This is a genomic window from Dysgonomonas reticulitermitis (assembly GCF_054601275.1).
Genome location: NZ_BAAHWU010000012.1, coordinates 30,388 through 56,951, shown reverse-complemented (window position 1 = coordinate 56,951; position 26,564 = coordinate 30,388). Strand labels below are relative to the sequence as shown.

19 protein-coding genes are annotated in these 26,564 nt (G+C 38.5%); 14 read left to right on the top strand and 5 right to left on the bottom strand.

The features are described from left to right. Nucleotides 1-4: 4 nt before the first annotated feature. From ACYPZI_RS07025 to ACYPZI_RS06960, 14 genes are all read left to right on the top strand, one after another. A complete protein-coding gene (locus ACYPZI_RS07025) occupies nt 5-2,128 on the top strand; it encodes a Tex family protein (RefSeq protein WP_459600013.1) in 2,124 nt (707 codons plus the stop codon). Nucleotides 2,129-2,407: 279 nt separating this feature from the next. Next, the gene (gene purH / locus ACYPZI_RS07020; RefSeq protein ID WP_459600011.1) at nt 2,408-3,931 is read left to right on the top strand and encodes a bifunctional phosphoribosylaminoimidazolecarboxamide formyltransferase/IMP cyclohydrolase; all 1,524 of its coding nucleotides are present in this window, start codon (nt 2,408-2,410) and stop codon (nt 3,929-3,931) included. A 42-nt stretch (nt 3,932-3,973) separates the two neighbouring features. Further along, nucleotides 3,974-4,999 carry a rod shape-determining protein gene (locus ACYPZI_RS07015; protein WP_459600009.1) on the top strand — a complete coding sequence of 342 codons (1,026 nt, stop codon included), beginning with the start codon at nt 3,974-3,976 and terminating at the stop codon, nt 4,997-4,999. Nucleotides 5,000-5,069: 70 nt separating this feature from the next. Then, nucleotides 5,070-5,927, top strand: coding sequence for a rod shape-determining protein MreC (gene mreC, locus ACYPZI_RS07010; protein ID WP_459600007.1), 858 nt, complete (start codon nt 5,070-5,072; stop codon nt 5,925-5,927). After that, nucleotides 5,914-6,441 carry a rod shape-determining protein MreD gene (gene mreD / locus ACYPZI_RS07005; protein ID WP_459600005.1) on the top strand — a complete coding sequence of 176 codons (528 nt, stop codon included), beginning with the start codon at nt 5,914-5,916 and terminating at the stop codon, nt 6,439-6,441. Before mreC ends, mreD begins: the two co-directional genes overlap by 14 nt. Continuing rightward, nucleotides 6,423-8,378: a penicillin-binding protein 2 gene (mrdA, locus tag ACYPZI_RS07000; protein ID WP_459600003.1), complete on the top strand. Its 1,956-nt coding sequence runs from the start codon at nt 6,423-6,425 to the stop codon at nt 8,376-8,378. Before mreD ends, mrdA begins: the two co-directional genes overlap by 19 nt. Nucleotides 8,379-8,383: 5 nt before the next feature. Then, nucleotides 8,384-9,841, top strand: a complete 1,458-nt coding sequence (rodA, locus tag ACYPZI_RS06995) for a rod shape-determining protein RodA (RefSeq protein ID WP_459600001.1) — start codon at nt 8,384-8,386, stop codon at nt 9,839-9,841. Between the two features lie 43 nt (nt 9,842-9,884). Next, nucleotides 9,885-10,649 (top strand): exodeoxyribonuclease III, encoded by a 765-nt coding sequence (locus ACYPZI_RS06990; protein ID WP_459599999.1) that lies wholly within the window; start codon nt 9,885-9,887, stop codon nt 10,647-10,649. Nucleotides 10,650-10,922: 273 nt separating this feature from the next. After that, a complete protein-coding gene (gene sufC / locus ACYPZI_RS06985; protein ID WP_459599997.1) occupies nt 10,923-11,684 on the top strand; it encodes a Fe-S cluster assembly ATPase SufC in 762 nt (253 codons plus the stop codon). After that, nucleotides 11,681-13,021: a Fe-S cluster assembly protein SufD gene (gene sufD, locus ACYPZI_RS06980; protein WP_459599995.1), complete on the top strand. Its 1,341-nt coding sequence runs from the start codon at nt 11,681-11,683 to the stop codon at nt 13,019-13,021. Before sufC ends, sufD begins: the two co-directional genes overlap by 4 nt. A gap of 91 nt (nt 13,022-13,112) precedes the next feature. Beyond that, nucleotides 13,113-14,327, top strand: a complete 1,215-nt coding sequence (locus ACYPZI_RS06975) for an aminotransferase class V-fold PLP-dependent enzyme (RefSeq protein ID WP_459599993.1) — start codon at nt 13,113-13,115, stop codon at nt 14,325-14,327. 84 nt (nt 14,328-14,411) lie between these two features. Beyond that, nucleotides 14,412-15,266, top strand: a complete 855-nt coding sequence (locus ACYPZI_RS06970; protein ID WP_459599991.1) for an outer membrane protein assembly factor BamD — start codon at nt 14,412-14,414, stop codon at nt 15,264-15,266. Between the two features lie 21 nt (nt 15,267-15,287). Beyond that, the gene (locus ACYPZI_RS06965; protein WP_459599989.1) at nt 15,288-15,620 is read left to right on the top strand and encodes a DNA-directed RNA polymerase subunit omega; all 333 of its coding nucleotides are present in this window, start codon (nt 15,288-15,290) and stop codon (nt 15,618-15,620) included. Then, a complete protein-coding gene (locus tag ACYPZI_RS06960; protein WP_459599987.1) occupies nt 15,620-16,075 on the top strand; it encodes a DUF4293 domain-containing protein in 456 nt (151 codons plus the stop codon). Before ACYPZI_RS06965 ends, ACYPZI_RS06960 begins: the two co-directional genes overlap by 1 nt. 71 nt (nt 16,076-16,146) lie before the next feature. Here ACYPZI_RS06960 and ACYPZI_RS06955 read toward each other — a convergent pair whose 3' ends face one another. The 5 genes from ACYPZI_RS06955 to ACYPZI_RS06935 form a co-directional block, all read right to left on the bottom strand. Continuing rightward, nucleotides 16,147-18,468: a beta-galactosidase gene (locus tag ACYPZI_RS06955; RefSeq protein ID WP_459599985.1), complete on the bottom strand. Its 2,322-nt coding sequence runs from the start codon at nt 18,466-18,468 to the stop codon at nt 16,147-16,149. Between the two features lie 35 nt (nt 18,469-18,503). After that, nucleotides 18,504-19,940, bottom strand: coding sequence for an arylsulfatase (locus ACYPZI_RS06950; protein WP_459599983.1), 1,437 nt, complete (start codon nt 19,938-19,940; stop codon nt 18,504-18,506). A gap of 35 nt (nt 19,941-19,975) precedes the next feature. Next, the gene (locus ACYPZI_RS06945) at nt 19,976-20,830 is read right to left on the bottom strand and encodes a hypothetical protein (protein WP_459599981.1); all 855 of its coding nucleotides are present in this window, start codon (nt 20,828-20,830) and stop codon (nt 19,976-19,978) included. A 16-nt stretch (nt 20,831-20,846) separates the two neighbouring features. Continuing rightward, complete coding sequence (locus ACYPZI_RS06940; protein WP_459599979.1) at nt 20,847-23,984, bottom strand: LamG-like jellyroll fold domain-containing protein; 3,138 nt, start codon at nt 23,982-23,984, stop codon at nt 20,847-20,849. An 85-nt stretch (nt 23,985-24,069) separates the two neighbouring features. Next, nucleotides 24,070-26,550: a hypothetical protein gene (locus ACYPZI_RS06935; RefSeq protein ID WP_459599977.1), complete on the bottom strand. Its 2,481-nt coding sequence runs from the start codon at nt 26,548-26,550 to the stop codon at nt 24,070-24,072. Between the last annotated feature and the right edge of the window lie 14 nt (nt 26,551-26,564).

Genomic DNA, 26,564 nt, shown 5'->3' with positions numbered 1-26,564 from the left:
AACTATGACGATTATATCTTTAATATCATCAGCTTTAAATATTCGTGAATCACAAATAGGAAAAACCATAGAACTATTGGACTCAGGAGCGACGATCCCGTTTATCAGCCGTTACCGGAAAGAGGTGACAGGAGGGTTGGACGAAGTTCAGATAGCGGCAATCAAAGAGCAAAACGATAAGCTGAATGAATTGGTAAAACGAAGGGAAACAATTCTTAAATCGATAGATGAGCAAGAAAAATTAACTCCGGAGTTGAAATCCAGAATTGAAAATTGCTGGAATGCCTCGGAACTTGAAGATATTTACCTCCCTTATAAACCAAAACGGCAGACCCGAGCCGAAATAGCCCGTAAAAAAGGTTTAGAACCATTGGCTAATATTATCATGTTACAGCATCCAATAGATGTAGAAGCAAAAGCCCGGGCATTTGTAAAAGGAGACGTAAAGAATGCAAAAGATGCTATTGCCGGAGCTTGTGACATTATAGCCGAGAAGATAAATGAGGATGAATATGCCCGTAATGTTATACGTAACATATTTCAACGGGAGGCTGTAATAACATCTAAAGTAGTTAAAGGAAAGGAGGAAGAAGGAGATAAATATCGAGATTATTTTGACTTTTCCGAACGTCTGAGCAAGGCCACTTCCCATCGTATTCTGGCAATACGGAGAGGGGAATCGGAGGGCGTTTTACGTGTAAATATTTCGCCGGACGAAGATGCTGCTCTGGAGCGGTTAGACAAGCGTTTTCTCAAAGGAGATAACGACAATGAGGCTACAAATTATGTCGCCGATGCTATAGAAGATGCTTATAAACGATTACTCAAGCCATCTATTGAAACAGAGTTTGGAAATCTGTCGAAAGAAAAAGCAGATGAAGAGGCGATCAGGGTGTTTGCTGAGAACCTGCGTCAGTTGCTACTGGCTCCACCGTTAGGACAAAAAAGGGTTTTAGGTATTGATCCCGGTTATCGTACCGGATGCAAACTGGTATGCCTTGACGCCGAAGGGAATCTTATACATAACGAGACTATTTATCCGCATCCGCCACAGAATGAAACGTCTAAAGCCGGAAGTAAGGTCGTGAAACTAGTGACGACGTATAATATAGATGCCATAGCAATAGGAAATGGAACGGCCAGTCGTGAAACCGAACGTTTTATAACCAATTTGCGATATGAAAAATTAGTTCAGGTTTTTGTTGTCAGTGAAAATGGAGCATCTATATATTCGGCATCGAAAACAGCACGGGAGGAGTTCCCGAATTACGATGTTACAGTGAGAGGGGCAGTTTCTATCGGGCGTCGTTTGGTAGATCCACTGGCAGAGTTGGTGAAAATAGATCCGAAATCAATAGGAGTAGGGCAATATCAGCATGATGTAGATCAGTCAAAATTAAAAAAATCACTTGATTTGACTGTTGAAAGTTGTGTTAATCTGGTTGGCGTAAATGTAAATACAGCGAGTAAACACTTATTGACTTATGTCTCCGGATTAGGTACTGTTTTAGCTCAAAATATAGTAGATTACCGCACTGCGAATGGTGCGTTTAAATCGCGGAAAGAGTTAATGAAAGTTCCTCGTATGGGAGAAAAAGCTTTTGAACAATGCGCTGGCTTTCTTCGTATAACAGATGCGGATAATCCATTAGATAATTCGGCTGTTCATCCTGAAAGTTACCATATTGTAGAGGCTATGGCCAAAGAAATGAAATGTTCGGTAAAAGATCTGATTGATAATAAAGATTTGAAGAAATCATTAAAGCTGGATAAATATGTTACAGATAAGGTTGGACTGCCTACCCTGAATGATATAATGGAAGAATTGGATAAGCCTGGCCGGGATCCACGAAAAGGAATTAAAGTTTTTGAATTTGATCCGAATATACGTACCATAGAAGACCTGAGAGAGGGAATGATTCTACCTGGTATTGTGACTAATATAACCAATTTTGGATGTTTTGTTGATGTCGGCATTAAAGAAAATGGCTTGGTACACATATCTGAATTGACAGACAGGTTTATCTCCGATCCTACAGAAGTTGTTTCACTGCATCAGCATGTTGAAGTGAAAGTTTTATCGGTGGATTTATCCAGAAAAAGGGTGCAATTATCGATGAAGTCATAAAGTATAAAGATTTACATTCTATTTTTCTGTTTAGTTTTAAAGCCTCTGGAAAAGGGGCGTTATTAGTTATTCATATTTAGTATTACAAAATTGGGAATCAGGTATTAATCGATATAAAAAATATCTATCGGTTTTATCTGTAAAACTAAAATTTCGAGGAAAAGTCAAGTCCCTTTAGAATGTGATATTTTAAAGGAATAAATAATATTAAAAACGGCCTGTTATAATAATAGTTTTTATAACTTTGTTCCTCAAAAAAAGTCGGATAATTAACACATCATGTCTTCAGAGAAAAGAATTAAAACAGCTTTGGTTTCAGTTTATCATAAAGATGGGCTAGATCATATTCTAACGAAATTAAATAGTTCCGGGGTTAAATTTATATCAACTGGCGGAACGCGGAGTTTTATTGAATCATTAGGCTTTCCCTGCGAAGCAGTGGAGGATGTAACAGGATACCCTTCTATCTTGGGTGGACGGGTTAAAACCCTTCATCCCAAAATATTTGGAGGGATTCTTTGTCGCCGGGAACTCCCTGAAGATGCAAAGCAGATAAAAGCATATGATATACACGAAATAGATTTGGTTATAGTAGATCTCTATCCTTTTGAGGAAACAGTCGCTTCAGGTGCAAGTGAAGAAGATATTATCGAAAAAATAGATATAGGAGGTATTTCTTTGATTCGTGCTGCTGCCAAAAACTTCAAAGATGTAATAATCGTTGCCTCCAAACAACAATATCAACCATTGATGAACCTGTTGGAGAAAAAAAATGGTGTATCGGATATTTCAGACAGAAAGTTTTTCGCAAAAGAAGCGTTTGCAGTTTCCTCTTCATATGATTCGGCCATATTTAACCATATGGACAATAATAACGGTTCTGCATTCCGTCATGCTGAAGATAATGCTATGACTCTTCGCTATGGCGAAAATCCACACCAAAAAGGCACTTTTTATGGCGACTTTGGATCGATGTTTGATCAATTGCATGGCCGTGAAATTTCTTACAATAATTTGCTGGATATTGAAGCTGCTGTAAGTTTAATTAGCGAATTTGATGAAACAACTGTAGCTATACTAAAACATAATAATGCTTGTGGTATTGCATCCAGACCAACGGTTGTTGATGCTTGGAAAGATGCTTTAGCGGGTGATCCGGTTTCGGCTTTTGGTGGTATTATTATCAGCAACGCCAAAATAGATAAAGTTGCAGCTGAAGAAATTAATTCTATCTTTTTTGAGATAGTAATTGCACCGGAATATGATAAAGAAGCTCTTGAAATATTGGAACAAAAGAAAAATCGTATTATCTTAGTGCAAAAACAACAATTAGTCGCTGATAAGCAATTTCGCTCATTGTTGAATGGTGTTTTAGTACAAGATAAGGATTTGAGTATACAGTCGGCAACTGATTTGAAATTAGTTACTAACAGGCCTTTGCAGGGCACAGAAGAAGAAGATCTGCTCTTTGCAAATAAATTGGTAAAACATACAAAATCAAATGCTATTATCTTTGTTAAAAATAAGCAGTTGTGTGCGGGTGGTACAGGTCAGACATCCCGGGTGGATGCATTGAAACAAGCCATAGAGAAAGCAAATGAATTTGGCTTTGATCTTAAAGGAGCGGTTATGGCATCGGATGCCTTTTTCCCGTTTCCGGACTGTGTTGAAATAGCCGGTAATGCAGGTATTACGGCAGTTGTACAACCGGGTGGATCAATTAAGGATAGCTTGTCTGTCGAATATTGTAACGAACACAATATATCTATGGTAATGACGGGTGTACGCCACTTTAAACATTGATATTAATTTGTAAATAACTAAATACATAATATATAGTCGGATATGGGATTATTCTCTTTTACTCAAGAAATAGCGATGGATCTTGGCACTGCCAATACTATCATAATACATAACGACAAGATTGTCGTAGATCAGCCTTCCGTGGTGGCTTTAGAACGGAAAACAGGTAAAGTAATAGCTGTAGGAGAGCAGGCACGTCAGATGCATGGGAAAACTCACGAAGATATTCGTACGGTACGCCCACTAAAAGATGGTGTGATAGCAGATTTTACTTCAGCCGAACAGATGATTCGCGGATTGATAAAAATGTTCAACAACAAAAGTCGTTTGTTCTCTCCATCGTTGCGAATTGTTATTTGTATACCATCAGGCAGTACAGAAGTGGAAACCCGTGCAATACGTGACTCAGCCGAACATGCCGGAGGGCGTGATGTATATATGATATACGAACCGATGGCTGCGGCTTTGGGTATTGGACTTGATGTACAGGCTCCCGAAGGGAATATGATCGTCGATATAGGCGGTGGTACTACCGAAATTGCTGTTATTTCATTAGGAGGTATTGTCTCTAATAAGTCAATAAAGATAGCCGGAGATGATTTAACCGAGGATATACAGGAATATATGGGACGCCAGCATAATATAAAAGTAGGTGAACGTACTGCTGAGAATATAAAGATAGCAGTAGGTGCAGCTCTAACCGAACTTCCCGAAGAAGATGTTCCGGAAGACTTTATTGTACATGGTCCTAATAGAATGACATCATTACCAATGGATATTCCTATTTCTTATCAGGAAATGGCTCATTGCCTCGATAAGTCATTGTCAAAAATGGACTCGGCTATTCTAAGTGCTTTGGAACAAACACCGCCGGAATTATACGCTGATATCGTTCGTAATGGTATATACCTGACCGGTGGAGGCGCTTTATTGAGAGGATTAAGTAAACGATTCTACGATAGAATTGGTATACTTTTTCATGTGGCAGAAGATCCACTTCATGCAGTAGCTAAAGGAACCGGTATTGCATTGAAGAATATAGAAAAGTTTAACTTCCTGATGAGATAATTCCCTTCAGTTTATTAAACTTATAATGGAATTTATATTAGTATGGTTAATATAAATCGCAGATGAGATAATGCGTAACCTGATAAATTTTTTATTAAAAAACAGTTCATGGTTTGTTTTCATATTTCTTGAAATAATCTGTTTTTATTTTATCTTTAGTACTAACTCTTTTCAAAAGAGTATATATTTTAACTCTTCCAATGAAATCACTGGAAGAGTTCATGCTGTATCCAGTGGTATTCTCTCTTATTTTGGATTGAGAACTGAAAACGAAGAGTTATTGAGGAAAAATGGAGAACTACAATCTCAGGTAAAAAGACTTCAGGATTATCTGTACAGTATTGAAAAAGATTCTCTTAAAACAACAGCTTTTCTAAATGATTCGTTGGGAAATAAGAACTCCCAAGAGTATATTACAGCCAGAGTTGAAAGCAATAGTATTTCTCAGGTTTATAATTTTATAATTGTAAATAAGGGCAAAAATAGCGGAGTTAAGAACGATATGGGAGCTATTTCTTCACAAGGGATAGTTGGTGTCATTAGAGATGTTACTGATAATTACGCTGTTATCCAATCTGTGCTGAATCCAAACAGCCGTTTTAGTTGCAAAATATTGAGTTCAAATACAGCAGGTACACTTATCTGGGAAGCTGGTGATCCCAGGTACGTAAGTCTCACAGAATATCCCAAATATGAGAAAGTTGAAAAAGGGGATACTGTTGTGACCAGTGGGTTTTCTGATATTTTTCCGGAAGGTATTTTTGTGGGAATTGTAGAAGACTTTAAAAGCGAAACGAATGATAACTTTTACAATATAAAAGTGAAATTATCGACAGATTTTGGTGCATTGAAGAATGTTCAATTAATCAATATCAAAGACGAAGAGAGAAAAGAACTAGAGGAAAAAATAAAGAATGCTCAGAAGTAATACGCTAAAATATATTGCATTATTTATCATGCTTGTTCTGGTGCAAGTTTTGATATTAAATAGAATCTCTCTTTTTGGGTATGGAATCCCGTTTGTGTACATATATTTTGTATTAAAACTCCCATTAGGTTGCAATAGAGGTCTTGCCGCTTTTCTCGGATTTCTTATAGGGTTCATTATCGACCTTTTTTGTAATACTCCCGGATTAAACGCTGCGGCTACTACATTGATCGGATTTGTCAGCCGTCCGGTACAGAAACTGTTCTTTACAGTCGATGATTATAACGATCAGGTGCCGAGTATATCTTCCTTAGGATCTGCGTATGTAAAATATATGTTCTTACTGGTTTTGGTACACCATGTGTTTCTAATTTCCGTAGAGTCGTTTTCTTATTTCAATCCTCAGATACTTATACTGCGAATAGTTATTTCTGTATTATTGACATCGTTGCTTCTTTTTGCATTTGAAGGATTCTATTTAAAAAAGAAAAACTCATGGCGAGAAACAACTTAGATCTTTCAAAGAAGAAGTACGTGTTGGGAGCAATAGTTTGCGCTGTGGTTCTTATATATATCGTTCAGTTGTTTAACTTGCAGATACTGACTAGTGAATATAAGGATTCTGCTGATGGTAACGCTTTTTTTAACAGAGTCTTATACCCGGCCAGAGGGATAATCTCCGACCGGAACGATCGTATTCTCGTATATAATCAACCTACTTATGATATAGTTTATATACCCAAAGAAGTACATGATCTGGATACACTGGATTTTTGTAAAACATTGGGCATAACAAAGGAATATTTCAATAAACGGATTAGTGATATAAAAGATAGGCGGTTGAACCCCGGATACTCTACATATACCATGCAGACGTTTATGACGCAACTGACTATTCAGGAAAGTGGGTTATTGCAGGAAAAGCTATATAAATTCCCTGGATTTTTTATTCAAAAGAGAACGTTACGACAGTATAATTATCACAATGCGGGGCTTCTTCTTGGCTATGTTGCTGAAGTAAATAAGACCCAGATCGAAAATGACGGCTACTATATAAGGGGTGACTATGGAGGAAAATCGGGTATAGAATTATCCTATGAAAAGTATCTGCGTGGTGAAAAAGGAGTAGAGGTGCTATTGAGGGATGCTCATGGACGCATTCAGGGAAGATATGAGAATGGTAAAAATGATATAGCGCCTGTATCCGGTAAAAATCTTACTTTGTCCATTGATGTAGACTTGCAGGCTTACGGAGAATATCTCATGCAGAATAAGGTTGGTAGCATTGTCATGATAGAACCATCGACCGGGGAAATTCTTTGCATGGTTACATCTCCGACTTATGATCCGGCAATATTGTTAGGCCGCAATTTTGGGAAAAACTATAAAGATTTAGAGAATAATACCTTGAAACCTCTTTTAAATAGGGCTGTACAAGGGATGTATCCTCCGGGATCGACATTTAAAACAACACAAGGGTTAGTGTTCCTTCAAGAGGATATAATAACCGAAAATACGATGTATTCCTGTGCCGGAGGATATCCGCCGTTGGGAGGGCGACCAAAATGTCACGCGCATGGGTCTCCGCTATCTTTGATACCGGCAATAGCTACATCGTGTAACTCATACTTCTGCTATGGTCTTGCTAATATGCTTGGAAACCGCAAAAAATATAAAGATGTACAGACTGCTTTCGAAGTGTGGAAGAACCATATGGTTGATCAGGGGTTTGGCTATGCTTTAGGGGTAGATCTTCCATCCGAGAAAAGAGGGTTTATTCCGAACAGTAAAACCTATGATAAGGCATACCGAGGTAGTTGGAATGCATCAACAATCATATCTATTGCCATAGGGCAAGGTGAGGTGACTGCAACACCATTGCAGGTAGCTAACCTGGCTGCAACCATAGCAAACAGAGGACATTTTTATGTGCCGCATGTAGTTAGGGAAATACAGAATGCCCCTTTGGATTCCATTTACACGCATAAGCGTGATACAAAAATTAATAAAACACATTATGAGTCTATTGTAGAAGGAATGGCGCGTGCTGTTACAGGGGGTACTTGTCGTGGCGCGAATATACCGGATGTAGAGGTTTGCGGAAAAACAGGTACGGCTGAAAATCCTCACGGAAAAGACCATTCCATATTTATGGGTTTTGCGCCGAAGGATAATCCGAAAGTTGCTATTTTTGTAATTGTAGAAAATGCCGGATTTGGTGCCAGATTTGGTGTTCCTATAGGACGGTTGATGCTACAAAAATATCTTAAAGGAGAAGTTCCGGCAAGCGATAAGTATTTGGAAGAAAATATGGCTAATTCGGTAGTCCTGCCTCAAACATTTATGAACTGGAACAGGGCTTTAAGAAATTCAGAATTGCCTCTGCCTGCTCAGGTATCCACGATAGCACCTGATTCAGGAATAGAGCCGTTTACTCCGGTAGAAGAATAAATAGAATGTATCAAAGAGAGGAAGAATATATAAAAAAAAGTGTAGACTGGTTTACAATAGCATTGTATCTTATAATGGTATTGTTTGGCTGGTTTAGCATTTATGGTGCAAGTTACAATTACGAGCATGCCACCAGTATGTTCGACTTGTCAGGAAGAGCCGGGATGCAATTGGTTTGGATCGGGACATCATTGGCGCTTGGGTTCGTAATACTAAAATTGGATAGTAATTTATACGATATACTTGCCTATTACATATATGCCATATTTATATTACTTCTTATAGCCACTATATTTTTATCTACAGATATAAGGGGCTCAGGCTCATGGCTAAAAATAACAGATTCGATACAGATACAACCTGCCGAGTTTGCTAAATTTTCTGTTGCATTGGTGCTTGCTAAATTTATAAGTAGCTATAATTTTAAATTGCTGGCACCTAAGAATTTGCTGATTATTGCAGGGTTGATTTTATTGCCTATGCTCTTGATCGTTCTGCAAAATGAGACAGGTTCGGCTCTTGTATATTCAGTTTTCATTTTAATGTTATATAGAGAGGGATTACCCGGTATTATATTGTTTTTGGGTGGAACATTAATTGTATTTTTTATTATCGGACTAAAGTATTCATCTACAGACATAGGCGTTATTTCCACAGGGGAATTTATCACCATAATTCTGTCGATATTAATAAGCGCCGGATTTTTAATTAGTTTCCGTAAAGATTCGGGAACTGCCCGTAATATCGTTTTAGGACTCATATTAATTATGGGTATCGGGTATCTTGTTTCATTGTCAGGCGTTGCTGTCGATTTTGGTATACTAGCTCTTGTTGCTGTCGGTGCAATGTCTGTATATCTATTATTTTTGGCTAAAAAATACTGGTCGAAAGTATATTTATTGACAACTGTTTTTGCTATAAGCAGTGTTTTGCTAATAGGTTCTGTCGATTACATTTTTACTGACATTATGCAACCTCACCAGCAAATGCGTATCAAAGTAACGTTAGGGATGGAGGACGACCTTATGGGGGCAGGATATAACGTTAATCAGTCTAAGATCGCTATTGGCTCAGGAGGATTTCTGGGAAAAGGATACTTGAACGGGACGCAGACAAAGCTCAAGTATGTGCCGGAACAGGATACCGACTTTATTTTTTGCACAGTAGGGGAGGAACAGGGTTTTGCCGGTTCAGTATTTGTATTGTTGTTATTTTCGGCGTTAATCCTTCGTCTTATCTTTTTAGCTGAACGGCAAAAGAGTACTTTTGGACGTGTCTATGGGTATTGTGTGGCCTGTATTTTATTTTTTCATATGGCTATCAATATAGGTATGGTTATCGGTTTGACTCCGGTAATAGGCATTCCTTTGCCGTTTTTTAGCTATGGAGGTTCTTCTCTATGGGGCTTTACAATCCTGCTGTTTATTTTTTTGCGTATTGATATGGCAAGAAAGCGAAGGTGAAAATACAAAAATTATAAAACTAATTTAGAAAAAGAATTGAAAAATGAAGATAATATCATACAACGTTAATGGAATTCGTGCTGCTGTCAATAAAGGATTGTTTCAGTGGCTTGAAAAGGAATCTCCGGATATTTTTTGTTTGCAGGAAATAAAAGCAATAGAAGAACAAATCGATTTGATAACAATACAGTCGTTAGGATATAATTATTATTTCCATCCTGCCGAAAAGAAAGGTTATAGTGGAGTAGGTATTCTTACGAAACGTAAGCCTGATCTTGTAAAAGTAGGGATGGATATGCATATATACGACAGGGAAGGACGTGTGTTGCGTGCCGACTATGGGGATATGACTGTAATATGTGTTTATATCCCGTCCGGCACGATGGGAGATGCGCGTCAGGATGTGAAAATGAAATTTCTTGCAGACTTTTCTCTGTTTATTGATGATTTGCGAAAAGAAAGACCAAATATTTTGATCTGCGGAGATTATAATATTTGTCATAAACCGATTGATATAAATCATCCGGAGCGACACCTGAAAAGTTCAGGCTTTTTGCCTGAAGAACGCCAGTGGTTCGATGAATTTATTGCTACTGGTTTGATAGACACCTTTCGCGTTTATGACCAGAGTCCGGAAAAATATAGCTGGTGGAGTTATAGGGCGGGAGCCAGAGGCAAGAATCTGGGTTGGCGTATCGATTACCACATCATATCAGAACCTCTTAGGGAGCGCTTAAAAGGGGCGTCGATAATGGATGAGGTTGATTTCTCGGATCATTGTCCGGTGGTTGTGGAATTGGATTTTTAATGCTGAGTCTTTACTTTAATATTATATAAAACTAATAAACCTTAATCGAATGAAATACTATGTGGCAGATGAGATTTATATTTGGATAAATCAATAATTGCTTACAAGATATAGATTTAATAAATAACTAATAGCCTGTCATAAGCAGGCTATTTTCTTTTTTATTTACTATTTTTGTGATCTAAAGTCTTTTGGGCTTTTGAACATATGGTATATCTCAGTGTTAAAGTAAGGAGAATACCGGGATTTTATTTAAATAACATAAAATTTATAATGGCAAATTTATTAAACATAAAGAACTTACACGCTAATGTTGAAGGCAAGGAAATTTTGAAAGGATTGAATCTTGAAGTTAACGAAGGCGAAATTCATGCAATAATGGGACCTAATGGTGCAGGTAAGAGTACACTTGCTTCTGTATTGGTAGGAAATCCAAATTTTGAAGTTACAGAAGGTAAAGTAAACTTCAGAGGCCATGATCTTTTGGAAATGGACCCGGAAGACCGGGCACGGGAAGGTCTTTTCCTTAGTTTCCAATATCCTGTGGAAATACCGGGTGTAAGCATGACAAACTTTATGCGTGCGTCTCTTAACGAAATCCGCAAACATAGAGGTCAGGATCCGATTTCCGCATCTGATTTCCTTAAAATGATAAAAGAAAAAAGAGAATTGGTAGAATTGGATAAAGATCTTGCAGGGCGTTCTGTTAATGAAGGCTTTTCGGGAGGAGAGAAGAAACGTAACGAAATATTCCAGATGGCCATGTTGGAGCCAAAATTAGCGATCCTTGACGAAACAGATTCGGGGCTGGATATAGATGCTCTTCGCGTAGTTGCCGCGGGGGTTAATAAACTTAGAAGTAAAGACAAGGCAACCATTGTAATAACCCATTATCAGCGTTTGCTGGACTATATTAAGCCTGATTTTGTGCATGTACTGTACAAAGGGCGTATAGTGAAGAGTGCAGGCCCTGAACTGGCTTTAAAGCTGGAAGAAAATGGTTATGACTGGATAATTAAAGACTTTCAAGAATGATAGAACAACAATATATAGATATATTTAACCGGTACCGGGATACGATTGATTCTAAATCGGCGGCTGTGTTAAATAATCTTCGAGAAAAAGCCTTGGACGCTTTTCAAAGACAAGGTTTTCCTACAAAGAAATTGGAAGATTACCTTTATTTGGATGTTGCCGCCGAGTTTATGCCTGATTTTGGACTTAATCTGAACAGGGTGCCATTTGCAGGTAATCCTTATATGGCTTATAGATGTGAAATTCCAAATATGACTACAAATCTTTATTTTGTATTGAATGATTTGTTTCATGAAGAACATAAACCCAAAGTAGAATATCCTATAGGCGTATTTGTAGGTAGTTTCAAGCAATTTTCGGAACAAAATCCCGATGTCTTTGCAAAATACTATGGGCAAGCAGCTGATCTTTACAATAATGGTGTTGTCGCTTTCAATACTATGTTTGCTCAGGACGGCTTCGTTATATATGTTCCCAAAGGGGTTATAGTAGAGCAGCCGATACAGCTGATTAACATATTAAAAAGCGAATTTAACTATTTGGTAAATCGTCGCATTTTAATCATAGCGGAAGATGATGCTCAGGTTAAATTGTTGATTTGTGACCATACGGTTGACGAAACTCATTTTTTAGCTACGCAGGTGACAGAAATATTTGCCGGAAAGAATGCTATGGTCGATTATTATGATCTGGAAGAAAATTCGGATAAAGTAACTCGCCTTACCAATACATTTGTATATCAGGAAGAAGCATCCAATGTGCTGGTAAATAATATGACATTGAATACAGGTGTAAGCCGTAACAATTATCATGTTAAGCTAAGGGGAGAACATTCCGAAGCCTATGTTTGTGGCATGGTGATTGCCGATAGAAAACAATATGTAGATAATTTTGCTTTTCTGGATCATGCTAAACCACATTGTACCAGTACTCAGTTATTCAAATATGTATTACAGGATGAAGCTAAAGGCGCTTTTTGTGGAAGAATCCTGGTAGAAAAAGATGCCCAAAAGACACTGGCATATCAGTCGAATAATAACCTGTGCATATCACCTACAGCCCATATGTATGCCAAGCCACAGCTGGAAATATATGCTGATGATGTAAAGTGTTCTCATGGCTTGACTACAGGTCAGCTAGATGAAGAAGCATTGTTATATCTGCGTTCCCGGGGTATTGGTAAAGATGCTGCGCGTTTACTATTGATGCAGGCTTTTACAGCCGGTGTATTGGAGCATGTGCGTATTCCCCGATTACGAGACCGGTTGGCCGACTTAGTTGAAAAGCGATTTAAAGGCGAATCTGTACGGTGTGGAAACTGTGCCGTATGTAAATAAGTTTGTAGTTTTGAATTAAAAAGTTATGAGTTATAAGAGACAAGCATGAAAATGCTGTCGACTTTTGACTGTTAACTGCTAACTGTATAAAATGGATATAGACAAAATAAGATCCGATTTTCCTATCCTATCTACTACCGTTTACGGCAATCCCCTCGTATATTTAGATAATGGGGCGACTACTCAAAAGCCTAAGTGTGTTGTAGAAGAAATAGAAAAGATATACTACACCACGAATGCGAATGTGCACCGTGGTGTACATTATTTAAGCCAGAAAGCTACCGACCTGGCCGAAGAATCCCGTGTGGTAGTACAGCAATATATAAATGCAGAACATAGTAGGGAGGTAATCTTCACGAAAGGTACTACTGAATCGATCAATCTTGTAGCGCATAGCTTCTGTCAGCAATTTTGTAAAGAAGGCGATGAGATTATTATTTCAGCTATGGAACATCATGCGAATATCGTTTCGTGGCAGCTGCAAGAAACGATAAAGGGCATAAAGCTCAAAGTTATTCCGATAAATGAAAAAGGAGAGTTGATATTAGACGAAATGAAAAAACTCATTTCGTCTAAAACTCGTCTGGTTTCTATAACTCATGTGTCAAATGTACTTGGGACAGTAAATCCGATAGAGGAAATTATCGAAATTGCCCATGCCCACGATATTCCGGTATTGATTGACGCGGCACAGTCTGTACAGCATATGGTAATTGATGTGCAGAAACTGGATTGTGACTTTCTTGTTTTTTCAGGGCATAAAGTGTACGGGCCGAATGGAGTAGGGGTATTGTACGGTAAAGAAAAATGGCTGAATCAGATGCCTCCATATCAGGGAGGAGGAGAAATGATAGGTCATGTTTCATTCAAAGGTACTACATTTAATGAGCTTCCTTTCAAGTTTGAGGCAGGGACTCCCAACTATCCGGATGTGATTGCGCTTGCCAAAGCATTAAATTATATAAAAAATATTGGACTTGACTCAATAAAATCATATGAAGATGAGTTATTACAATATTGTTCTGACGAATTGTCTAAAATCGAGGGTATCCGCATATTTGGAACTTCAGAAAAGAAATGTAGCGTTATATCCTTTTTGGTAGGAAACATTCATCATTATGATATGGGAATGCTTTTGGATAAAATGGGAATTGCCGTTCGTACAGGGCATCATTGCGCACAACCACTTATGGAAGAGCTTGGTATAGAAGGTACAGTAAGAGTATCTATTGCATTCTACAATACAAAAAAAGAGGTAGATCGGCTTATAACAGGCATAAAGCGTGTAGTTGCGATGTTTGGCTGAAAATCTCAAAAATATATAATTGTAAAAGTTTATTTTTTAATTATAAAAGCTTTGTGTAAATTTGCAAACTAATTTTTATATAGAATGAGAATCAAAATTCTGTGTGCCTTATTATTAGCTATGTCATTAGCTTCGTGCGGGGAGTATAATAAAATATTGAAAAGCCGTGATGCCGAATTGAAATATACATATGCAAAGAAATATTTTGATGAAAAGAAGTACGGTAGATCAATAACATTGCTGGATGAGATTCTCTCGGCGTATACGCAAACTAGCAAGGAGCAAGAGATTATGTATCTCCTGGCTCAGTCTTACTTCTACGATAAAGATTATACTACAGCAACACAGTATTATACCAGATACTATAATAAATATCCTAAAGGTGATTATGCGGAATTAGCCCGGTATAATGCGGCATACGGACTGTATTTGGATTCTCCGGATGCCCGTCTGGATCAGACCAGTACAATAAAGAGCATACAGCAATTCCAGACATTCTTAGAGTATTTTCCTCAAAGTGCAAAAGCGCCAGAGGCTCAGGATCTGATGTTCAAATTGCAGGAAAAACTTGCATATAAAGAGTTTCTAGCTGCCCGCCTGTATTTTAATTTGGGTCTTTATAATAGGGATAACTATTACGAATCGTGTATAGTGACAGCTAAAGAAGCTCTTAAAAATTATCCGTTCTCTGAGTTTGCAGAAGAATTTCAGATGTTGATCGTAAGATCTAAATATGAATCGGCTGTATATAGTGTCGACCTGAAAAAGCAAGATCGTTATAGGGAATTGATCGATGAGCATTTCAACTATAAGAATATGTTTCCAAATGGTAAATACACAAAAGAATCGGAAGGATATTATCGTAAGGCTTTGAAGGAATTGGGTCAGGAAGTTGATGAAGCCACTAATGAAGCTGTAAAACAAGAATTGAAAAAATAATCAAATTATATACAAAAAACTATGGATTATAGAAAATCAAGTGCGGCAAGCAATACCGTTACAAGAGATATGATGAGCCTTTCGGAAGAAACAGGCAATGTATACGAAACTGTAAGAATTATTGGTAAACGCGCTAATCAGATTGCTGTGGAAATGAAACAGGATTTGGATAAGAAGTTGCAGGAGTTTGCCTCATATAACGACAATCTGGAAGAAGTATTTGAAAACAGAGAGCAGATTGAAATTTCCCGTTATTATGAGAAATTACCTAAACCGACTTTGATAGCTGCTCAAGAGTATACCGAAGGTAAGCTGTATTACAGAAATCCGAATAAGGATAAAGATAACTTCTAATGATACAACGGATTCAGTCTGTATATTTGCTCCTGGTTGCCTTATTAATGGCTGCAACCGTCTTTTGCCCTTTATTGGAACTGACAGGAGATGGTAAATTTGCATATACATTTTCATCGTTAGGGATTGGTCAGCTATTTACTGTGGAATATCCTACATGGGGTGTTGTGTTTTTTGCCGGACTGAGCGCTTTGTTCGCATTGGTCAATATATTCTTATATAAGAAAAGAAAATTACAGATGAAGATTGGAACATTGACTTCCTTGTTGATTTTGTTTTTTTATGTAACTTTTTACGTGTACTTCAATACTTATACCGCGAAATATGAACTAACGTTTTCTTCTCTTCAATTTGGATTGGTTTTACCCGTAATAGCTTTAATTTTTAATGTTTTAGCTATATTGAGGATTAAAAAAGATGAGAATTTAGTAAAATCATTAGACCGGATACGATAAAAGTTATTTTAAGATTAGATACAAAGCCTGATAATTATTATTTATCGGGCTTTTTTCATCCTAAGTCAGTCTTATTTTGTAGGGAAAGTCTTTGCATTCAAATATACTCTGTAATCTTTTATCATACCCGGTCTGTCGGCTTCAGCACGAGGCAAGTATGAGAATCCTGTAACTTTTACATTCTGCCCCATATCTACTACAATTTGGTGAGGATGTTTTGTTGATACCCCTGAATAACTCGTGTGCCAGAAAGTAGATTCCTGCAAATCGTAAACATTAGAAGCGACGTTGTTGGCAACATCTTTTTCTTCGCTGTCTGCATATATTATTTTCCATTGCTGACGAGATACAGGCTTACCATCACTTCCTAATACTTCCAGCTCGGCGATGGATGTATAATCGTCTCCACCATGGGAATTTAGTGCTTCGAGACAGAAAAAGCGAGCGTCGATTTCTTTACCAAATTTGACATGTTGCCATCCGTTTCCGGAAGCAAAAAAGCCTTTGTATACAGGCACCTCTCCCGATAGCATAAGACTTGCTTCGGGTCTGCGTGTAGCATATGTATTACTTTCTTTCAGCATATCCAGTATTGGTCGTCTCAATCCTTTCGTTACAGGTTGAGATGGTGCAGCCATATCTAGTACTATGATTTCATTTTCATCTTCTTTGAGCCAGCAGCCCGGCATGTACAGCGTTTGTTGAGGCCCTATTTCCCAGAAGCGACCAATAGCATATCCGTTTATCCAAACCATACCTTTACCCCAACTTGTCATATCGAAAAATGTATCTCCTACCTTGTCGAGAGTGAAAGTTCCTCTATAATATGCAGGTTTTTTAGGTGATTGTGGCTCTTTTTTATATTGCTTGTTCTTTGCAAATTCGTAATCGACAGGGATATTGTAGACTTTCCAGTTTTTCAGTTCTTTCATTTTGTCCTGTATACCGATTTCAACTTTTTCGGTAATTCCTTTCCAATCGTATATTCCTTTTCCAAAATTCATACGCCCCATTGCTTCTACAAGAATATCTAACTGAGCTCCTTCTTTTACAGGAGGTAATCTAATGCTGCTTTCCCCTTTTAACTGTGAGGCTATTTTTTCACCATTCAGAAATACTTGTACCCAATCGTGAGCTTTTGTAATTACCAGAGTCTGCTCTTGAGTAGAAGCTTGTAAAGTGGTGCGGTAAAGAATACTTCCCCACCCCTGATCGAAGAATTCCATCGATTGAACATTTTCGCTGATTTTTGCATCCGGCAAATTATCAAACAACGGTGCAACTTCACTTAGTTCGAACGAAGGAATTGCTATTGTTGGTATTGAATCAGGAATCTCGGCTAATACTTCCCCTTCTTGTAAATAGTTTTTCAGAAGATTGCGAACCTCATAGTATTTAGGCGTAATATTACCTGATTCTCCAATGGGCGCGTCATAGTCATAGGATGTACAAGTAGGAGAAAAATTTGGGAAATTCGCACCGCCCCAATGCCCAAAGCTTGTACCACCATGCGTCATATACAAACTGAAAGAGATGTTGCGATCGAGCATTTCTTTCATCCCATAAACTAAATCTTTTGCACTACGGGTTTCATGTTTAGCCCCCCAATGATCGAACCATCCCGACCAGAATTCACTACACATAAGCGGAGTGTTTGGTCGTAACTCCTGTAACCGTTTAAATTGTCCTTCAATATTAGCTCCTGTCCCAAAATTCATTGTCCATAGCAAATCGTCAAGAGCGTTGTTTTCAAAATTAGAACTCCAGTCGCATTGGAATAGAGGAATATCTGTAAATCCGGCTTCTTTTACTATATCTCTGATTTCCGCGACATAAGCCTTATCTGTTCCAAATGCTCCATACTCATTTTCAACCTGTACCATAATGATATTGCCGCCTCTGGTAATCTGCTGTTTAGCCAACTGCTTACCCACTTCGTTCAAAAATAGCTTGGCGCGCTCCATAAAGTAAGGGTCTTGTTCACGAAGTTTAATATCTTTCTTTTTCAGCAACCACCAAGGTAATCCTCCCATTTCCCATTCGGCGCACACATACGGTCCGGGGCGAATGATAACATACATACCGTTTTCTTGCGCCAGATGACAGAATTCGGCAATGTCTTTCTGCCCCGAAAAGTCGAACTTTCCTTCTTCCATTTCATGGTAGTTCCAGAATACGTATAAACAAATTGTGTTCATACCAAGAGCCTTGCAAGCTTTAATCCGATGATCCCAATATTCTTTTGGGATACGCGGATAGTGCATTTCCGCAGCCTTCACTACAAATGGTTTACCGTTCAACAGGAATGTTTTATCCCCTACCTCGAACGTGCCCTTGGGTGAGCAAGAGCTAAAAAGAATAATTAGACAAATGAAAGATAATAGTTGTTTCATGTTCTATAGTCTTAGATATAAACGATTAATTCAAATCAATTATCCACACCCTTTAATGGCCAATCGGAATTGTACGAATGAGCTTCTTCTATAATTGCTTTCAACTCGTCCGCTTTATCTGGATATATAACAGCCAGATTATGATTTTCAGAAGGGTCGGATGCTATATTGTATAATTCGTATACACCCCCATCTTTTGCAATATTTTGACGAATAAGTTTCCAATTACCTTTTCGAACAGCTTGTCGTCCTCCGTATTCGTGGAATTCGAAATAAAGATAATCATGATTAATCTGTTTACCGAATCCTAAAAATGTCGGCAAAAGACTTACGCCATCTGTACAAGGCTTAGGAACTTGTAGTATCTCTGCAAAGGTCGGCATCATGTCCCAAAATGCGCAGATAAAATTGTTACTCGTTCCTGCCTCTATTTTTCTTTTCCATGTAGCAATCATTGGCACACGGATACCTCCTTCATATAGATCGCGCTTATGACCTTTAAATAAACCGTTGCTATTGAAAAAGTCGGGATCGGCGCCACCTTCCGAATGAGGCCCATTATCGCTGGTAACAATGATCAGCGTATTGTCGTATAGGTCTAGGTCTTTCAGTTTCTGAACAATCTGCCCTACGTATACATCGAATCGGTAGACCATTGCTGCAGATGTTGCCCTAGGGTGCGTTTGCGAACAATATCCACCTTTTCTGAAAACTGTCCCGGAATCAATTCCTATGTATGGATGTTCTGTATATTGTCCTCTAAATTTTTGGATAATGCTGTCTTCGGGTACTATCAATTCGGCATGAGGCAAAATACATGGCACAAACAAAAAGAAAGGATTGTTATTGTTCCGATCGATAAAATCAAGACATTTTTCCTGAATGAGATCTTGTGAATAAACACCAAACTTTTCATCCTCATTTTCCGGCAATTCTATTCGTCGATTATTGTGCCAAAGGTGATCGGGATAATAATTATGAGCTAACAACTGACAATTGTACCCGAAAAAATCGTCGACATTTTGTTTATCAGGATCACCCCCCGAACCGGGTGAACCCAAGCCCCACTTCCCAAAAACACCTGTAGTATATCCTGCATCCTTAAATATTTTGAAAATGGTATTGGTTCCCTGTGGTATAGGAGACTGCCCTTCGGGCTTTATTTCTTTATTTCCCCTTATTGGTGTATGTCCCGAGTGCAGACCTGTGACCAAACTAGCACGAGAGGGAGCACTAACAGTTGTTCCGGAATAGCATTGGGTAAACTTCATTCCCTCAATAGCCAAACGATCTATATTTGGAGTTTGAAATTTTTCCTGTCCGTAACAGCTTAAATCTCCGTAACCCAGATCATCAGCAACAATAAATATGACATTCGGCTTTTTTGTTTTGCTGTTATCTTGTGCATGGCCGTTTATCTGTAGAAAAACGAGCAAAAAAACAGAGGAAGATAATGCAATGTGATTCTTCATGGTAGTTGATTGATAACTCTAATATACAATATATTTTACAGTCCAAAGGCCAGACTAACTTTAAATCCTATGTTTAGTGGTCGTATTTTCATATCTGTTATGCTCTCTGTTTTTTCATCTTGAGTATAATGAGATAGGATAGCACTATTTCTTATAAAGTTTTCGGGATCATTCGTATTGTATTCAATAAACGCTTTAGTCTCTTTCTCTTTATTTATGTCATTCAACCCATAGTCCATATATATACCTGTATATAAATACATATTACCGGTAAGATTCCATTTTGCTCCTAATTCGACAGACAGCATGTAAGCCATTTTCAGATCAATATCACCCTTTTCTTCTTGGTTAATAAATGTACCGAATCCAAGAAATTCTTGCTCAGTGTATTCAGTATTCTCAAATGCATAATAACCTGAATTTTCATATGTGGACTTGGTTACATTATATTTTCCACTGATGGGTATTCCTATTTTTCCTCCAATGGCTCCATAAAGTATTCCTTTATTATATTGTAGCATCAGTGGTATGGAAACGAATATAGAAGATTGCTTTTCTTCATAATCCGAGACTTTCGATCGGTATTCGAAATCGGAAGCTCCATCATTTGCTCTGCTGTTAGCAGACAAGGTGTTTATACTAAGTTTTGCATTACTTCCCGATAATTCGAGACCTGTTTTTACACCTAATTTTGATGTGAGAAAATATTGATAGCCTATGCCAAACATTCCCCCCGGCAATGATTTATGTACACCGATATTCGTCTTATAATTTAAAGACGACAATCCGCCTCCGGTATACACAGATATTTCCTGTTTTGTCTGGGCAACAAGCATAGTACTAAAAAATAGCCCGACAATTATTTTCAATATGTATTTTCTTAATTTCATATCTGATGTTAGATTTCTATTTAACAATTACTTTCAAATCAGTAGACAAATTATTGTCTTCTCCTAGCTTTAAGAAATATATACCCGATACAGATGGGAATGCAAGAGAAGTTGTTTTGCCTTCCACATTCTTTTGGCTCACTTTTAGTCCCGATATATTGTATATTTGTATCGGGCAGCCTTTTAATAAATCTTCATCCGATGTTATTTCCAAATAAACGGTTTCTCCTTTAGATACGACGTTTGGATATGCATAAATGGATTTATTCTGAAGTATAGGATTCCCTTCCCATGTGCGTAAGACTTCACCTTTATTTGTTGTCATCTGCGCATAATATGTGTCGTTCTCATTTAGCAAATCATTTTTTCTACTCCCTGCCGAGTAGTATTGCTTATCTCCTACTTCTGCCCCATTCTTGAACCATTTGTATGCAACGAATGTATAATTATCGTTATTGGCGGGATTGTTGATAACTGATAAAGTATTGTTCCATCGTTGTTTAACGACTGCTTCGAAATTGAAATACTTTTCAACGACTAAGGTATACTCCTGCACTTCGTTCTCTGGGGATGTTATTGTGAATTTAACCTCCTTTCGGGTAGGCTTTGCTATATTCACATCGAAATTTTCATTTATGCTTACAGTTGCATTCTCTATTGGAACTATCTTTACCGTAACTGTATTTCCCATATGATCTTTAGGTACAACGAAAGGCTCTTTTATATCGTGATGAGCTCCATTAATAATTATGTCTTCTAAAAAGCTATTCTCGTCGTCAGTAGCATCAAAGACCCCCCCTCTCAGTTTTGTCTGATTAGTAACTCCTATTTCTTTCGTCAGCGAGTTTAATCCTCTGTTGATAACAGCATTGCTATCCACTGTTATTACATCCACATTATTGAGATAAACAACAGTGTTCTGATCTATATTGAAATCACTGCCTGTATTATTAGGGGTAGGTATACCTGTTTTGTAAAACTGATTCCCTTTTATTTTGATATTTTGCGATGATGTGACAACAATATTTACACCCGATATATCGGAAAATCTATTGTTCTCTATACGAATGTTATTAAACTTTCCGGCAGTATCGATATTTCCTCCCCCCCCACTGGCTATAGATATGGAACCCGCCTGATTTGACCATGATGCCGGCATAAAATGTCCTGATCCTGAAATTGTATTATTTCTTATCACAATGTCTTCCATGGCGGTTATAGCATCTTCCGAATTTATTGTTACTCCGCTATGTCCTTCTTCTATAAGGTTGTTCTCTATTAACCCATGGCTAGCCTTCACAAGAACCCTGCCCGAACTTCTGAAATGATTATTTCTTAAGATAAAACTTTCACATCTTCTATTAGGAGAATACAATCGTGTACCTGTTGGCCACGGACATGCAGCTTTGAGTAGTATCGTAATGCCTGATTTACGGTCGATAACTGCATATTCTGAATTTAGTGATGTGCGAAGAGTGTCTCCTGCTTGCAATACAGCCGACATATCTCCATCCACTGTAATTCGATTATCGTTTACTGATGCTATCAGGAAACTACCATTCCATGTTACGCTCCACGAATCGTCTCCGGCATCTTTTACTACACATCCCTCTACCAAAGGCCCTTTTTTTAGCAGAGTATGTTGTATTGCATCCCACGAAGTACTTAGCATTCTCTCTTCTGTTGCACCCTCTGGTGTTGCACCCGGAACAACATTACAATTTTTCAGATGAGTGCCTCCGACTCCTTCCGACTCGAATATACCAAATCCGGGAGCAGAATGGATACTAACATCTTCAAGTACCATGCCACCCAAACAGTTGGATATGACCAAAGCATGCGGAGCACCATACTGACCTTCGGGACCAGTACTCATAGTCGCCATATCGCCGACTTTAGCCACTGATGGCAATTCCGGCTGAAAAACACGAACTATATTCCCCTCGCGCAATTCTGCCGTAGATTCCCATACAAACTTACTGCCCCTTTTGCGAAAGCGGGTTTTGGGATCGATCACATCTATACGGCTGTATGGTTTTAGAGGATAGCCTTCATGTATTTTTACATCAACGTAATTTGCTCCCACTGCAACAATATCCCCTTGTGTAAACGTTAAGGGATTGTAATCGATAGTCAAACCTTTTAACTTCACATTCTCGCAATTCTGAAACTCCAATGCTCTGATCTGAGTTTCACACAACATCGTCACTCCATCAGCGATTATTTCCAGATTCTTGGCATTCTTAATATTCAAGAATGGCGCAGGCCCTTTATATACACCCGGAGGGATAACTAAGCGAGTCTCGTTATTGTCAACTGCTGATTGAATCATTGCCTTAAGGTTGGCAATAGTAAATGGAGAAGGAGCTTCCACTCCTCTTATCAGATTTATTTCATTTATAGTCAATGCTCTTGAATAGATACGGTAATCTGCAATTGCCATATCTTGCATGTTTCGACCTATTTCCGGAGCATATTTCACTATCGTATTAATACTAAAGTCTGCTGACTGACTGACTGGATTGAAGCTTAACTCAACACCATTCAGATAGAGTTTTAGTCCTGTTTTGCGATCTCCGATTCCATCATATATTAATGCCAGATGGTGCCATGTTTCTTGCGGATGATTGCCGTCATTAAGCCATGCAACATTTCTATTTGCCCAATCGTTTCCGGCATTATTAATTGCATTCTCAAATTCTATACTGTGCCCTTTAAGCGCAATATTAAAACAGCCTCCTGTCTGATTCTCATCACCAGAAAGCAGTAAGTACTGACCAGTGTACTCCGGAGCAGATCTACCAATTTTAATCCATGCACAAACAGTACGAGCTGTATTTTCTCCAATACCCATCCAATGATTGTCCGCTGTGTTTGTTAACACAATATCTGCATCTCTAGCGGTAGGGAAATACAAATAATTTCGCGATTCTCCACCCATATCCGCAGTTCCCCATTGCAGGTTGTTCCAATCTTGCTGAATTCCCCATTTCATAGGGCGTAAATCTCGATTGTTTCCCGAATGGTCTTTCACATATTCGCTTCCTTCCTGGAAATCGAATTTGTAGTGCACTTCCAGATCAGATGTAATATCTTGAGCATTACAGAATAAAGCTGATCCAAATAAAAACAATAACATAAATATAATTCTCATGGCTTAGAATATTTAGAGTTAATTTAATCTTTTTTATATCAAACCTATCAAATGAGGCTGAAACAGTCTGTAGTGGCAAACTTAATTACCTATATCTAAATTCAGCACTTGCTTTACAATCCTTGTTAGCTACAATACGTATCCAACGTGCCTGGAAATTATCAGGAAAATCATACTTCAGCAATTCTCCTACTTTTACTGATATTTGCTTGTAGTTTATCCAACTACCATGACCAATAGGATTTACTTCCAGAGTAAAAACTACATCAGATGAATGATTGTGTGACAACACCAATTCTTTTTTATCGTAAAAACCAATCAAAAATGGATCTGATGCTATTCCTTCTTTTACTTGTGTATTTTTCCATGGACCTCCATATCCAACAGGTTTTCCCAAAGTCCATAGATCATCTATTGCACCTGCCCACACCATCGCTTTGCCATCAGCAGAACGTATTATATGCGAATTATTGTTAGCATCCGCGTTCAGTCCGCTTAACACGAGTAATCCTCTGTACGAAGCATAATCATGAATACGAAAGTTGTGAGACGATACCGGGCGTATTTTTGCAAACCCGTCTGCATTTTCGGCAGGTAGCTCATAGAATGTACCCATACAGCTAAATAAATCCCGCTCGGTTGCCACTTCGCGGCATATACGCAGAGAAGCAGAATTAGTCAAAGAGGCGTAAGCATCGCTACCTAAAGGCAAACGCCAACGACGGCCATTATCGTCAACTATTAAAACAGAAGATTCTTCTATAGAAACGACTTGCTTAGGGATTGCAAAACGGGAACGTATAAGCTGAGAGGTTTCATGATTTTCTTTCTTTATCAAGTTCATATCCCCATCTAGTTCATAATAACCCGATTCGGAATACTTCTCTCCTTCGAAAGTGCCTGCCAATATTCCCAATGTTCGCCTATCGTTTCCTAATCCGTACATCAACCCGCCAACCGATTGTTTATCGTTGACGTCGGACAATCCGGAGAAAATAGCCGAAGGTTCTGCATTGTTTGTTTTTCCTATATATGCAAACTCTAAAGAGATAACAGTATTTTTGTCTGATGTAGCACGAATCCATTCCCCTGTTTCATTTATTTCGAAATTTACAAATGCGGATTGCCCTGCCGGTACATTGATTGTCTTAAGCGGTTTCCATTGGTTATTACCTATTTTATCTACCTCAAAGGCTATATCTATATCATTATCTCCCGCATTACGAATCCATGCACATCGTTTTTCCCATCCGGCAAAAAGGTAAGGATCGGAAGGTTCGTTTCCTGCTATTTTATCATCGATCCAAACTGCCCCTGTTGCAGTGGTGTTGCCCAAACGGTCGGGCATATCAATATCGGTAAACCAAAGGTTGGAGTTTGATTGCCCCGGTCCTTCAATATCTCCTTTCACTTTACGCTTGTTCAAAAATTCCTTTTGTGCCGAATCGTCGCACCCGAATACTAGTTTATTGTCCCATCGGGTGAAGTCTCCTATAACTTTTAAATATGCCGAACGTGGGCGTATTCCCGCCGATTGCTTAGCAGAGAATGTCTCAGGAAAACGCCAAAACATACCATGCATGGTCATTAGATAGTCCGGCTTTTCGTCTGTACCTATGTGTCTTATTCGAGGCCATTCGGTATTCCATCCATGCGCGCCATCGTAGCTATAGCTGGCTTTGGGTAGCCTGAAAAATGTCCATTCCCCTCCGTTTCTGGTTCCAAGCAGAACGGAACGGGAGTCCCATCCTGTAACCCAGATCGGATCTGTCTCTGGATTTTTGTTTCCTCTGATGCCTCCAGGGCCGGTCACCTCTACAAACTGGTTGCGGCGTATCACTTCCCAGTCCTTTCCATCCCATTCGGCCAATACTCCCGAAGTAATATTGAAATTAGATAAAGCCTCTCCGCTTGCTTCTCCGTTGTTTGAATAGACAAGTACACCCTGCCCTGAATAAAGTCCTTTACCGTGCGCTCCGGGAAGCAAGTCGTTGAACATTGGCGATTTATCAGTATATTTTTTTTGAATTATATTCCCGTCTTCATAAAGAGTATTGACACTAAGATCATGTACATTGACCTCATAAAACCCTTCTTCCATCGTTCCAATGTAAATCTTATTCTCAGGATCGGTCAGATGTCGTGCATTTCCTGTATGTCTGCCCGCTGCAATATCGTAGGGGATCACTCTTACTTTTCCCAATGCATCTATTGCATAAGGCCCGATAAATAACTGATTGCTTTCTTTATGGATCAGCCGATTGGCCGGAGTTCCTCCTACACTTTCGGGACGTATTATTTTTTGCAGGTCGGGTGTTATTTCATACAATTTATCTGAAGAACCGAATGGCTTATGCGGCCCATAAGTAATAACCCAAAGACGATCGGCAAAGGGAACGACTGCGCCTGTTCCACATTCGCCTTCATCGTTATAATAAGCCAAATGCGGATATATACCACTATAAGAAAGCTTTGCAGGAGTGGTTTGCGATTTTAGAAGAAGACAGAAAGTCATACTCAATACGCCGACACTTAAAACTCTCAATACATTCATGTTGTTTTCCATGTATAAATCAAATT